This is a genomic window from Paenibacillus sp. FSL R5-0519 (assembly GCF_037974275.1).
Taxonomy (GTDB): Bacteria; Bacillota; Bacilli; order Paenibacillales; family Paenibacillaceae; genus Paenibacillus.
The window spans coordinates 5,636,028-5,648,713 of record NZ_CP150234.1; the positions used below are offsets into that span (position 1 = coordinate 5,636,028).

Annotated in this window: 18 protein-coding genes; 3 read left to right on the forward strand and 15 right to left on the reverse strand. The window is 41.0% G+C overall.

Going from position 1 to position 12,686, the window contains the following annotated elements; all coding sequences use genetic code 11:
* The first annotated feature begins 353 nt into the window (after window positions 1–353).
* Window positions 354–887 (forward strand): hypothetical protein, encoded by a 534-nt coding sequence (locus tag MKY73_RS25295; RefSeq protein WP_339303980.1) that lies wholly within the window; start codon window positions 354–356, stop codon window positions 885–887.
* Between the two features lie 12 nt (window positions 888–899).
* On the opposite strand, the gene MKY73_RS25300 is transcribed toward MKY73_RS25295, so the two are convergent.
* The 6 genes from MKY73_RS25300 to MKY73_RS25325 form a co-directional block, all read right to left on the reverse strand.
* Entirely contained in the window at window positions 900–1,112 is a 213-nt protein-coding gene (locus MKY73_RS25300; protein WP_339303981.1) for a hypothetical protein, read from the reverse strand.
* A 242-nt stretch (window positions 1,113–1,354) separates the two neighbouring features.
* Window positions 1,355–1,999 carry a hypothetical protein gene (locus MKY73_RS25305; RefSeq protein ID WP_339303982.1) on the reverse strand — a complete coding sequence of 215 codons (645 nt, stop codon included), beginning with the start codon at window positions 1,997–1,999 and terminating at the stop codon, window positions 1,355–1,357.
* A 61-nt stretch (window positions 2,000–2,060) separates the two neighbouring features.
* Entirely contained in the window at window positions 2,061–3,347 is a 1,287-nt protein-coding gene (locus MKY73_RS25310; protein WP_339303984.1) for a site-specific DNA-methyltransferase, read from the reverse strand.
* A 391-nt stretch (window positions 3,348–3,738) separates the two neighbouring features.
* Window positions 3,739–4,245, reverse strand: a complete 507-nt coding sequence (locus MKY73_RS25315; RefSeq protein WP_339303986.1) for a hypothetical protein — start codon at window positions 4,243–4,245, stop codon at window positions 3,739–3,741.
* A 319-nt stretch (window positions 4,246–4,564) separates the two neighbouring features.
* On the reverse strand, window positions 4,565–4,975 hold the full coding sequence (locus tag MKY73_RS25320; protein WP_339303988.1) for a hypothetical protein: 411 nt from the start codon (window positions 4,973–4,975) through the stop codon (window positions 4,565–4,567).
* Window positions 4,976–5,048: 73 nt separating this feature from the next.
* Complete coding sequence (locus tag MKY73_RS25325; RefSeq protein ID WP_339303990.1) at window positions 5,049–5,906, reverse strand: hypothetical protein; 858 nt, start codon at window positions 5,904–5,906, stop codon at window positions 5,049–5,051.
* A 525-nt stretch (window positions 5,907–6,431) separates the two neighbouring features.
* On the opposite strand from MKY73_RS25325, the gene MKY73_RS25330 reads away from it, so the two are divergent.
* Window positions 6,432–6,833, forward strand: a complete 402-nt coding sequence (locus tag MKY73_RS25330) for a DUF6173 family protein (RefSeq protein ID WP_339303992.1) — start codon at window positions 6,432–6,434, stop codon at window positions 6,831–6,833.
* Here the strand turns inward: MKY73_RS25330 and MKY73_RS25335 are convergent.
* Window positions 6,821–7,453: a hypothetical protein gene (locus MKY73_RS25335; protein ID WP_339303993.1), complete on the reverse strand. Its 633-nt coding sequence runs from the start codon at window positions 7,451–7,453 to the stop codon at window positions 6,821–6,823. The two genes, MKY73_RS25330 and MKY73_RS25335, sit on opposite strands and share 13 nt — an antisense overlap.
* A gap of 811 nt (window positions 7,454–8,264) precedes the next feature.
* On the opposite strand from MKY73_RS25335, the gene MKY73_RS25340 reads away from it, so the two are divergent.
* Window positions 8,265–8,816: a DUF4238 domain-containing protein gene (locus MKY73_RS25340; protein ID WP_339303994.1), complete on the forward strand. Its 552-nt coding sequence runs from the start codon at window positions 8,265–8,267 to the stop codon at window positions 8,814–8,816.
* A 64-nt stretch (window positions 8,817–8,880) separates the two neighbouring features.
* Here the strand turns inward: MKY73_RS25340 and MKY73_RS25345 are convergent, their stop codons facing one another.
* The 8 genes from MKY73_RS25345 to MKY73_RS25380 all read right to left on the reverse strand — a co-directional run bounded on the left by MKY73_RS25345 (window position 8,881) and on the right by MKY73_RS25380 (window position 12,634).
* Window positions 8,881–9,267 carry a hypothetical protein gene (locus tag MKY73_RS25345; protein ID WP_339303995.1) on the reverse strand — a complete coding sequence of 129 codons (387 nt, stop codon included), beginning with the start codon at window positions 9,265–9,267 and terminating at the stop codon, window positions 8,881–8,883.
* 333 nt (window positions 9,268–9,600) lie between these two features.
* Window positions 9,601–9,780: a hypothetical protein gene (locus MKY73_RS25350; RefSeq protein ID WP_221822389.1), complete on the reverse strand. Its 180-nt coding sequence runs from the start codon at window positions 9,778–9,780 to the stop codon at window positions 9,601–9,603.
* Entirely contained in the window at window positions 9,780–10,079 is a 300-nt protein-coding gene (locus MKY73_RS25355; RefSeq protein ID WP_339308757.1) for a hypothetical protein, read from the reverse strand. The genes MKY73_RS25350 and MKY73_RS25355 overlap by 1 nt, the downstream gene beginning before the upstream one ends.
* Before the next feature lie 69 nt (window positions 10,080–10,148).
* Complete coding sequence (locus MKY73_RS25360; RefSeq protein ID WP_339303996.1) at window positions 10,149–10,436, reverse strand: hypothetical protein; 288 nt, start codon at window positions 10,434–10,436, stop codon at window positions 10,149–10,151.
* Between the two features lie 151 nt (window positions 10,437–10,587).
* Complete coding sequence (locus tag MKY73_RS25365; RefSeq protein ID WP_339303998.1) at window positions 10,588–10,824, reverse strand: hypothetical protein; 237 nt, start codon at window positions 10,822–10,824, stop codon at window positions 10,588–10,590.
* A gap of 399 nt (window positions 10,825–11,223) precedes the next feature.
* Complete coding sequence (locus MKY73_RS25370; RefSeq protein ID WP_339304000.1) at window positions 11,224–12,003, reverse strand: HNH endonuclease signature motif containing protein; 780 nt, start codon at window positions 12,001–12,003, stop codon at window positions 11,224–11,226.
* Window positions 12,003–12,239 carry a hypothetical protein gene (locus MKY73_RS25375; RefSeq protein WP_315936631.1) on the reverse strand — a complete coding sequence of 79 codons (237 nt, stop codon included), beginning with the start codon at window positions 12,237–12,239 and terminating at the stop codon, window positions 12,003–12,005. The genes MKY73_RS25370 and MKY73_RS25375 overlap by 1 nt, the downstream gene beginning before the upstream one ends.
* Window positions 12,240–12,352: 113 nt before the next feature.
* Entirely contained in the window at window positions 12,353–12,634 is a 282-nt protein-coding gene (locus tag MKY73_RS25380; RefSeq protein ID WP_339304003.1) for a hypothetical protein, read from the reverse strand.
* Window positions 12,635–12,686 lie beyond the last annotated feature (52 nt).

The window sequence follows — 12,686 nt, forward strand, 5'->3', positions numbered from 1 at the left end:
ACAGTGTATTCAGATTCGAAATCTGCCTGTTTCATGTGTTTCAGTGTCCCGGCTGCGTCCTTAACAATATAATCCCCGACAGGTACCACCAATGGATTCAATGGATCGACGATCACTCGAAGCTTTACAGTGCTACCCGCAAGGTCAATCGAAATTGGCACCTGAACAAAAGCGAAGATCTCATCTGTATGTGTCGAGCTGTTTCCCTCGAACTGAATGGCCTTAGCCGGAATAATTTTCTGATAGCTTTAACAGACATTGTTCTCCCTCCAAAAATTAAATTGAAAACTAATAAACAAAGATCAGCATTTATTCCGATAAAGAGATTAAAAAGAACACGAGGTGGAAAGCTTATGGGAAATTACTTGTTATGGATGAGTATAACGCTAGGCATTTTGACTTTCTTGACAATTCCAGTAGAAAGATCGCGTTTCAAAAAACTAAAACAAGATTTAGAAAAACCTTTTGATAATCGTGACATTTCTACTTCTTTTGCTTTGTTAGCGTCATATAACAACCTTTATCAAAAGAACCCTCAACTATTTAGGGCTATTTTAGTGAACTTAAAAACACAGAAAGAACAGTATGAAAATGAAAGTTTATTTGATGATATTCTAAAGATGGTTACTTCTTTGATACCAATCTTAGCAATCGTAATTACATTGACTGCAACAGTATTTAAAGATACTCTTGATACTCTGGTTACTCTTTTCGGAGCAGTAGTTGATATAACTTCTTGTTTGTTCCTAGCTATTATCTTCATTACATTCGTTTCGCGCATTTATAAATTTTCTTACTGGAGGACAAAATTTCTTATCAACAAGCATCTCTTCGTTGCAGAGGAAGTTGAAAGGAATCCTGAAGTGAGCAAAATCGTTGTTCCATAATTTAATATTCTATTACGATAATTCATCTAGCTGAAGCTTGATATCCAGCTCAATTAACCGTTCCAAATCTTGAACGGTCTGCATCTTTATATGACCAGCCTGTAATTCACGAACCCACTGGGCTATGGCAGCCTTAACGATTTTCCGGTACTGCTCTTTACTCTCAAGGATACCTTCCATTACAGCGAGCTCATGTTGCAATAAATCTTCATCTGGTGTTCTCATGCGTACCCCTCAGCTTTCCGTTATGATGGAATGCGAGATAGCGGATGTTGTCGATAATGCCGCGCGCGGCGGGCAGCTATCTCAGCCGGGGGATACCCTGGGAGCATGGGGAAACGTTACCGCGTCTTCCCTTTTGTTTTGTCCATCTTGATTAATGGACATAGAAAAGAGAAAACCACCTTTACAGTAGGTGGTATAGCCACACTATTGAATTAAAGAAGCTCGTGATGATTCACCAATTTTTATACCAATGAAAAGAATAAGGCAGTGGCAAGTAAACAGTTAACAATGATACTTAGAATCATAGCAAAACTTTTCCATTGTGGTGCGGATTTTTGTATAGGATTCACAAGTATTGCCAATTCATCCTTTAGTTCATGGAGAGCTTCGTTTAACCAGAAAATATGAGTGCGTATTACTTCCTCTAACGTCTTAATTTCCTTGTATCCGAAATCTTGAGACTCAATAATAGAAAGTTTAACATTTCCTTCTTTATCATGTTGTCTCATAAGTTCCCTGATAGATGCTGTAAGCATGTAGACATGATCTACTTCGTTATCCATTATTTTCTTATCTAAAAATGGGGAAGCTTTTGCTATTACTTTTCTAAAAGTATCATCTACACTCTTAAATCCTTCTTTTATTGTTGATCTAATTCCTTGATCTGATTCATTTCCGAGAGTTAATGTTTCAGCCGTCAATTCAAATATATCTACGATAGTTAAATGCAGAGTATCAATTTTTCTTTCAAGATACTTCTCTTCACCTTTTCTGTTTAAATTACTCTTCCACATAAAATATTCTACGACTTTGTTAATGATCAGAACTACCAGAGTGGTTCCGGCGACAATAGCGGCACTTACTATAGGTATAATTTCCTTTTCCATATTATTCTCCTGTAGTTCATATTGAATTTAAATATGTGGGTAATTATACCATATTATTTCACTATATTATCAACACTGGCTTAATACCTGTAGCTTCCTGGTACCGCTGCTTGATGACATCACAGAACTTTGGATCAATCTCCATGGTTCTGCAGATTCGGTCTAGTTGGTCACAGGTCATGAGCGTGGACCCGCTGCCACCAAAGAGATCCACAACAGTATTTCCTGGTCGGCTGCTGTTCTTAATTGGGATGGCCAAAAGCTCAAGCGGCTTCTGGGTTGGATGGACGTACTTCCCTACATCGCCGCGGGATACTTCCCAAACCGTCGAGGGATCCTGATCATCCACCATTAATCCCGAACGCCAAACCGTGCTTTGCCGGCGATCCCCGTACCAAGAAGGGGCCTTCTTCTTCAAGTGGGCATAGAATACTGGCTCATGCTGCCAACGATACTGCGACCAGCCGAACGATGCTGCGTTCTTAACCCACACGCACTGGCTCCGAACAACAATACCTGCAGCATTCATGGCGTCTTCGAATTCCCTCTGATAGGATGAAGGATGAAAAACGTAAATACCTGCTGCCGGATCCATCAAACCAGCATAACGTTCAAAAACGTCATGCAAAAAGCCCGCGAATTCCTCTGCGGGCATGTCGTCATTTTGTATGCTGCTGCGACCATCGGCAGCCAAGCGCGCCGAATCGCTCTCTATAGCAACATTGTATGGCGGGTCGGTCACTACCCGGTCAGCCAGCTCCCCATCCATCAGGCAACTGACATCCTCTTCGCTAGTGGAATCCCCGCACATCAATCTATGTGGACCAAGCTGCCAGATATCGCCTCGTTGTGTCTCAGGAACCTGAATATTATCCAATGCACCTTGAACGTCGAAATCATCCTCAACGACGGGTTCCTCAATCACCGTATCCGGCATTGTGCCAAACTCCGCGATCAGTTCATTAAGCTCCTCAGTGTCAAAACCGGACAACACCAGATCGGCCCCATCGGACTGCAGCTCGCCAAGCAACCTACCAAGTGCCTCATCATCCCAACGACCAGATATCTTATTCAAAGCGATGTTCAGGAGCCGTTCCTGCTGATCGTCAAGATCCACAACAGACACCTGCAGTTCAGTATGCCCCAGCTCGTTAACCATGATCTTATACCGCTGATGTCCACCGACCATGTTCCCAGTACGTTCATTCCAGACGATCGGCTCCACATAACCGAATTCTTCGATGCTACGCTTCATCTTTTCATACTCTGGATCTCCAGGCTGAAGGTCAACGCGGGGGTTGTAGGCTGCTGCATTGATCTGATCGATTGGCACGATTCTGATGTTCATGTTCTCTACCTCCATTTATTTCAGCAACAATCTTTGTACATAGAGCGATTCTTATAGTGACTACTCGAATTGAGAAGTTCGAAAATGCCAATTCCAAAATTCTTCATCTGTCCATCCCAACTATTCCTACCCATAGACCGATAGTTAGGGCACCTGAATACTGAAAGGAGTGAACGCATATGATGACGGCTCTATTGACCGTTACAATCCCGTGGATTTGCTTAGTCTTGATTTACCGATACAAATATAAGACTGCAGTAATCCAAGCAATGAAATCCAAATAAGCAAAGAGGGCGGACTATTGCGGTTTGCCCTTCACCATTTTGACCCCCTATGATTTATGGCAACAAAAAAAGCACCCACTAGAGGTGCTTAAAACAATGTGACAATATTAGAATTGTCTTGCATTAATGCTGAGATTGTATTTTGAGCCATCGCTGTTGTATACATACACTTTCCAATTGCCAGTGATTCCACCTGTAGGAACATACTGGACAAAATTAAATGTCTTTTGATCTTTTCCATCCAGCTTATAGCTACTGTGTATATCAGTTCCGTCGCGACTAATTGTTACGTAAACTGGAGTGGACGCATTATTTTTGACCCAAACATTAAGTTGGTCGCCATTCCCCTTTGCTGTTGTAAACTCGCCTTTGTATGCAGTGCTTCCTGTATGAGTAACGTTACTGATCATGATAGCATCCATAGGATAATATACCGTTTCATCAATGACCTTTGTTCTAATATCAACAAAATCTTGTTCAGCTCCATTTACTGCTGTAGATACAGTAGATTGTTGAGAAGGAGCCTCCTTGATCACATCAGCTGCAGATGCAACCGATGTGAGTGTCAGCATAGCTGTTGCAAGTAAAGCTGCAGTCAATTTTTTTTTGTTCATAACGTAATTCCTCCTAGTATAGTATGTAATTTTTTTCCTACAAAATTAATGATACAATATTTTCCTAATATAGATGTTACAATATATTCATATTTTCCTTTTATAAACCATACATGCATAATATATAGGTGGATATCAAAGTTAATTTGTGTTGAGTTGGTTTCAACTTTTCGGTGATCATCATATTCGTGCGTACGCTCACTCAATGCCTGTTCTCCACTCTTCAATGGACTGTTCCCTGCAAACGGACATTCTCACCTATTCAAGCTTTAAATGGCTCACATCTCGTCATATGAGAGCAAAAGAAAAAGCACCCGATTTAGGATGCTTCCTTAAGAAATTCGTATACCATTTTGATATAACTCGAAAATGTTTGAATGTAATCTTCGTCATCAACTTTGGAAGCATCAAAAATCAGTTGTTCTCCTGAATCCAGAGTGATAGTTAATTTCGAACCGGCATAGCGATCATTAAGGTGTTCTAAATAGTCTAGTTTAGTCACCTTGTAATTTTTATAAATGATTTCGCTCAAAACTTTCGTGTCTTTCTTTATTGAAATAATATCTTTCTGCGTGAATAATGTGACCCCTGGTTTTTCTTTACCGAACCAATCCTCCGGGTAGAATGCCATTACTCTTTCCTCTAGCTGACTTTTTTGAATATGCATTAGTAAATCCGTAGAGATTGATCTGTTTCCAAAGTATCTTTTAAACTCTTTGTACATTTCCATATTAATCCCTCCTCGACATCATTTTTCGACATCGGGGAGTATTTTCCTTCAAAATAAGCACTGTGATAGTTGTCTAGTGATCTTCAAAGGTCACTGCTGGCGCTTTGAAGATTGTATTCTCTATCTGAGAGAGAACAGTTTTCATAGGAATCTTATATGTTTTGACCAAAATTTTTGATAGTACCTCTTTTAATTTGAAGTATCTATCATAAATATCTGGTCTAGCGATGTTTTTTAAAAATCCCGAAATATCTCCGTGAACTACTTTGCTTCTTAAATTATACATATCTTTAATCAAGTCAAATGTTTGTTTTCTTTTTGTTTCATCCTCTTCAATCAAAAGACTAGCAATTAAAGATACACGATAACTGACTTGATCACTCCCGGTAACCAAAAGAGCTTCTAATGCAGTGATAACACTGAGGATAGCTTGCTCTAAATAAGGAGTGGAACAAGAGGATAAATAATTATTGTAGGCGTAAGACCATTCTGTTGTCTTCCATTCAGAATTAGACATAGCTGTATGTTGAATCTGGCTGTATTCAAAAATTATGTCCATTACTCTTTTTATGTGTTCTACTTCATGATCGCCTATAAGGTAAGCATCTTCTTCTGGTGCACTTGAGACGTCGATGGTTTTAGAACCATAATAATTAATCAGCAGAGAGTTTTTCCCTTTATTCAATGCATAGAAATGCCCCTCTTCAGACCCGGATATTTTTCTTAATCTCAGATTTACTTTAGGTAAAGCCAACCTTAAGCAATCATAAAAAATAGTTGGACTACTTTCATATGATATTTGTTCTGACTGATTCCAAGCAATAATTGTTTCTTCTCTATCTTTAATCAAATTAAAATACTCATTCAGTTTAACTACTGGTTCATCGAGTTTAACGTTTTCCATTACAACATGCTCGGTATTGTTCTCCATGTTTCTACCTCCTGTTAACTATATTGATTATTGTAATATATTTCTTTCCTTAACACATCTAGGTCTACTACAAAACTGCTTCACTCCATCCCATCTACCCCATATACAACCTTTGCATTTCTCAGGCTGCTTGTTGGGGCGAATGCGTATCTTCTTCCGTCTTCTGCTAATCATATAAACCTCCAATAAAAAAAGCCGATCCAGTGAAGGAACGACTTTAAGTGTGATATGTATGAAGTTGATGTTACGTCCTAAAAGCATGCGCCCGAAACGGTCGCCGCAAAAACGCTGCGCTCTTTGCTTTAAATGCATACGTACTATGTAACTATAGAGGAAGAACAAGACCATTTTACTGAAGTTCCAAAATCGGGTCAAGGAACAGAAAACGGGTGAGCTCCAATGGTATGGAAGAAACCCGTCGTTCCCTACTGATCCCTCGCTATTTCACATATATTCTAACTTGTTGTTTCCTCTTTCTGCTAAAATGGTATTTGCGCACCATTACTAGAAGAGAGGAAGTTGTATATGTTTAATCGAGAAGATTTCATGTCCATCCAAAAGTCTGATTTGGAAAAGTCGCCGTTTGATATCGCTCTTGCGCCTGGCTCACGTAAAATGGCAGACACTCAGTACGAGATTCTCATGGAAGAAATAAGAGACTTTGAGAAAAACTTGACCCCGAATGAAGAAATAGCTTTGCAGCTTGCATCGTTTGGTCAATCGGTCATGATGAATGTCACAGACATTGGATACCACAATCCATCTTTGATGTTTTTTCATGGGTACGTAAACGGTCAACGGTCTCAATTAATCCAACATGTTAGTCAATTAAGTTTTTTGATTACAGTTGTTCCCAAATCTGATCCTGAGCGTCCTGCGAGAAGAATTGGTTTTATCCAGGAATCTGAGGAAGATCAAGAAGATTGACTAGTATCCTTTTTCGTCATCAGACCTTTATACAGCCTAAGTTTTTCTCTCGCTTCGTCTGAGAGATTCATGGGAAAAACGAATGATAGGTGATACTCCAATCCGTCCTTGTGAATTAACATTTCATTGAAATATTTTTCTGTATACTCAGGCGACATCTTCCTCAATTCATGGGAAAGTAATTTGTAAAGAGTTTTAGAGTCATTAATTTCATCCGATTCTATACTCGATACTTCAAAGAATTTTTCCAATGCTTTAGAGAAATCAGGAGTTTCACTAGCAATTTGAGTTGCTTCACTAAACGTTTCCTGAAGGATCGCTCTCATTTCCGGTTGCTGAAGCTTCTGGGCGAATTGTTTAAGGCTCTCGGTAACTCCCTGATCCGAAGAAATATTGACTACCCTTGGTGGCCAATTCCAGTGCCCGGGTTTTGGTTCTTCCGAGAAAGGTACGTCTCGGTTAAAGTGGAAGCCTATCTGGTTAAGCACTGTCATATGAACGATGCCTTCTTCTTCATTCACGACCTCGGTAATAATCGCTGCGCTCGGTTCGCTTTTGTATTCTCTACCCGGTGTTCCGTAGCGTTGATAATGTACTGTACAACCGATAGATGGTTTCATGATTTATACCTCCATATAGATAATTTGTGTAAACAGCAAAACAACCGAAGGAGCATAGCCAGAAACTCTATCAGAAGTTCCCCTTTACTCGAATGCTTCCCGGTTGGCCCATCGGTTGTTTTGCTGAATATAAAAAAGGCGAGAAGAGGAACGCCCCAGTCATATGCCGCATGAGCAGCTGTGCGTTTCATTCTCGCCTTTTTCTATGCTCCTAATGTAACATGGAAAAATGGTCATATGGTGTTCATAGTACAGGCAAATTACAGTCATGAGTTTTTCACTTTACAGTCAAATCTAAGCAGGAGAAGGCAATACGTGAATAGAATTTGATTTACAATATCTCTTCTGATAAATCGGATTCATGGAAAGGTGATTTTATGACAAAGGTAAGGCACCATTATGTCCCGGCATTTCATCTCTCATTATTCACTCAGGATGGAAATAAGAATAGCCTATTGTGGGTATTTGACCAAAAAACAGGGAATCAACGCGAATCTGTCCCAGAAAGTGTAGGGTATGAAAAAAACTTTACAATGTGGATTTGCCTGATACACAACCTGATGTAATGGAAGACATATTTAAAATAGTAGAAGATGCTTCTGCCCCCATCATTAAAGATCTATGTAAAACCCACAAAATCCCTAAAGACCACAAGGATTATAATACTCTGATTAATTACATAGCATTGTTATCCCAGAGAACGCCATCTAGGATGAAACAACATTCAATCAAACCACTAGAGGACATATCTTGACTTATTTCACAATTGATTCTCGAATCACCTGAACGGTACGAGGGCATCAAAGAAAGCATGAGAAATGCTGGAGTAGAAGTTAATGATGAAATATCGTACGAAGAACTAAAAGGATTGGTTGTTGGTGAACATTTTAAAATTTCTTTTGATAACAATACATATGTAAGCCTTCTATTGAATGCAATGGATGCTGTTCTTCCTTCTCTTGGTGCAAGAAATTGGGCTGTAGTCTATTCTCCGCCAGAGGTTGGTGATTTTATCTGCTCAGATAATCCAGTTAGTCTCCATTGGACAACAAACAAAGATCGTGGAATCTGGTCTTCTCCAGGTCACAGTCTACTAGAAACAGAAGTTAGCATACCCCTAAGCAGCCGAATCATGTTATTGGGCCGTTTTGAAGATATGCCGCCATATCTCATTATCTCATCAAAGAAGAATTTAGCTATTTTAAATAGCTATACCGGATTGCACTCTGATCGTTTTGTTTTCTCTAAAGAGAATGATTTTCTATGGTACAAACAAGATGACACTGTCGAAAACGTATCCGATTTCAAGAAGTTAATCCTCGATAAAACAAATCATATAGAAAAATCAACTGATTACGAATAAAAAAGACACAGCGGCTTACCTTTTAAGCCGCTGTGTCTTTTGTTGTGTAAATGTATAAGAAGACTTAAAATTCCGCGTCATCCTGTTCAAAAAACCCCATAAGTTTCAAGGTGTTGGCCATGCTCTCTGTGCCCTCTACAAGCTTGCGACGAACTGTACTATCGCTATAACTACGGCGGAAGAACAATAAGGTCTCTTTATATGAACACCCCTGAACATATCTGTAGTCAACCGCCTTACGTGCATCTTCGTCTTTAATTAGCCGTTGATCCCTTTCAAGCTGATGAGTGTAAAATTGATATCTCTTATATACCCAGCGTTGTTTCTCTATAAGAATCGTAGCGTTTGCCGTTTTATCAGCATGCAGGTCTGTCTGATCGATGCGGCGAGCTGCTTCGCCATCAATGCCAACTTGTTGCATATCCTGCTCGAATTGCTCAAAGTCTCTCATTAAGGAAACCATATCTGTATATTTATCGAGCAGGAACTTTGTCCGCAGTATTTCCTGTTTAGATGCTTTTGCAAAGAGTTCCCCTTATCCCCATGCCATCGCCATTCCCCTCATTCCCCTTTATCCTGTGATATACTAATAAGAGGAATGAGGAAATAACATCCACCACATCCCCCGCCTGGCCGCCAAGCTCGCGGGGGATATTTATTATACTGGAATAACTTCGTTGCAAAACTCGTCCCACTCCGCCTCATATTCTTCAACGGACCAGCCGTTTACCAGGTCTTGCGGATATTCATACTCCAAAAGCAACGCCCTAAAATCCCGTTCCAATTACCACTCACCCCCGCGTTTATAGTATCTGCTGTTGCCGTTATGCTGTTGTGGAGCAGTTACAGCCTTTTGCAACTTGTCAGGCCGTTTAGGTGGATGCTCAGCACCAATTGCTTTCAGATGCTGCTCAATCCGTTCCTTGGTCCACGTTTCTTTTTTAACATCCCGATAATTGATCATCAGCAGATCCTCCCCGATTGAATGCCTTCCTGCAGATCTGACAACAGCTTATAGACTTTGGCATCATGTGTTTGCTCAATGCCTTGATCTTGAATCCATCTCATGATACCCGCTTGAGTTACGACTTTTGGCCGTTTACCCTTCTTGGTCAATGCCAGGGTACGAACGCCACCTGCTGTATGTGTAAGGTATCCCTTACGAATGAGTGTGTTAATGTGTGAATGAATAGTAGAAGATGACGACACCATGAGTGCTTCAGCAGTCTCCCTGATCGTAGGAGCATAACCGTTGTCTTCAATGAATAGTCAAATATAGTCATAGACTTCCTTCTGCCGACGGCTGAGGTTCTTCTAAAGTTGCTCTCGTTGTCATCCTGATTCCTCCCAGTTCCATAAACTCAGTTGGCCTTTCGCTGGCACTGGCTCCTGCAGCTGAACAACGTCGTCGAGCTGCCAGGCGAATCGTCCGTCACTATAGTCTCCAAAATGGTATTCGTCGGGCATGTAGCCACCCCAATCGTTAATACCATATTTCAGCAACGCTTCGCGGATTTGAGGGATCGAGCAAGCTTCTTTAGCTACCTTCTGTCCTGCATGGATAGCAAGCGGGCCGCGGTGCTTTGTGGCCCAACTTCGTGTCTCCAAATGTCTTAACACCCAAGGCGATCAGTGTTGCCCAGGGCTGAATTATCGTTACGGCTTTCATCGTTCATCCTCCACTCATAAAGCTTTTCAAACCAATCCAGTTCACGAATCCATCTATCTGCGGTAATTTCCTTTAATCGTTCGTAAACATCGCGGTAGTCGATTATTTTACCCATGCGGACCCTTGATACCGATCTTCAATAAGGTAAGCACGTCCCTGCGGTACTCGGTCTCCTGGTTCGACTCGTAAAGTTCCATACCATGTCTGAACTGTTCCTTGCTGTACCAGTTCAGTACCTTCAGCCACGACCATTTTTATCTTATCGATGTGACAACCGGAATCGATCAACGGGGTAAGCGTTCGATTAATCAGCTTGATTACATCGGAATTTATGGCCATGTTTTCAGCTCCTAAGGTTGTGCCACTCCGACTGTTGGAGAATGTTAATCGCTTTAATCAACAAGTCCATGTCAAACCATCCGAAGTGACATTCATGAACGGGGATGCCCAACTTGAAAGCTAATATGCTGTATGCCTGACGGCGTTTTACCTTCTTACCTTTCCAAGCAGGATCGAATAATGAATGACATCGTTTCTTGAGCTGCCGCAACTCCCGGTTGGCCAGCCGACCCAAAGGGATATCCGTTCCAGTGTGAACGCCCACATAAGCGTCACAGCCGGTGCATTTGTACACTCGGCCGTTACCATATTCTTTGCCATAAATGGCTGCGTTGCTGGTATAGATAACGTCACTGCTGCAGTAAGAGCACGTGGCGGGTATCGGACAGCTGTCGATTCTCATTTCCTCTTCCGCCTCCGATCTGAAATCTTCTTAATGATGTCTGCCATGATTACACCAGTCCTGGTTAACTCAACGTCTTTATGAATCAACCCTCTTTTATTCATGATTGCGAGTTGGCCACGAGACACCAAAACTAAATTATCCGGATCCAGATTAATTCGATTCCCATCACCGAAAAGGACTACATGACCTTTCGGAACTTCGCGTCCGTGATGTTTTTCCCAAACGATCAAGTGTTTTCCACGCCACTTGTTCGGATCAGCAATCTTGATTTCCGCGTATCCATCGGTATTGATTCTTTCAGATCCAACTTCCATGTAATTAAGAGGGCGATGTCCTTTCTTGAATGAAGTATGGTTGCCCCCAGCACTGTACATGCCCTTTGTTCCTTTATTTTTAGGGATTAATCCTTTTTGGAACCGACAATCTAAACCACTTACTAAATCATGATTTGCTTTATAGGTATTCATTTGCTTTGCAGTGATCTGCAGATCGAACTTCTCATTGACTAGATCAGCGAGTTCTTGATTTTGTCGGCCCTCAACATTTTTTTCGATGAATTCTTTTTGTTCTCGTGTGAATAAACCTTCATCGCCAGTTGTACGTTTACGCGGGACGTTACTTTTAATCTTGTGATTAGCTTTAAAAGATTTCATCTGACCTGCTGAAACCTCAATACCAAATTCAGCTTGAAATAATTCAGCAATTTCTGAGTTATATCTACCCTGTGCGATATCATGAATAAATTTCTTCTGCTCAGGTGTGTACCACGCCATCAGTTTTCACCTTTAAGCATTGCAGGAACAATGGTGTTGGCATTCATCCGATCATCAGCAAGTTTTGCAGCTTCCAGAACAAGAGATCCATTTGCAATAATTTGAGAAGCTACACTCGTAACTGCTTTGGCTCGGGTGATTTCTTCATTAAGTTTTTCACCGGTTATATCCTCATCGCTCAAACGTTCAAGTTGGGCGAACAAGTGATTTTGTAAATCTCCCAATGTATTTTTCATATGGTTGCTCCTTCCTCACCAAGTTCATTTATTACGTGCACGTAGACCATCCAGAGGAATATCACGATGATTAACCAATCGATAATCTCCATCGTAATGTTCAACGCGAGCAGCTACAAACGTGGCGGGTCAAAATCAGTAGCCAGAAATTCAATATTTGAGCTGCTGAACAACTCTCTTCCGTTTAACGCGTAGCGACCGTTAGAATTCCGTTGAACATACCCTTCATCCCTTACCTCAGCAAATGCCTGGGACAAAACTCTTGCTGCATCGTCCATCAGATCACCTGCTCTGTAGAACATTCCACGTTGATACTGTTCTTCAGGATCATTCCGATCGTAGTGGTTCGGCCACTCGTCCTCCATGTCTTTAATTTGCTTAAATACACGTTGCATGCGTGGAAGCAACGCCTCCAGCTCAGCTTGAATTTGATATTATTTGACCGAT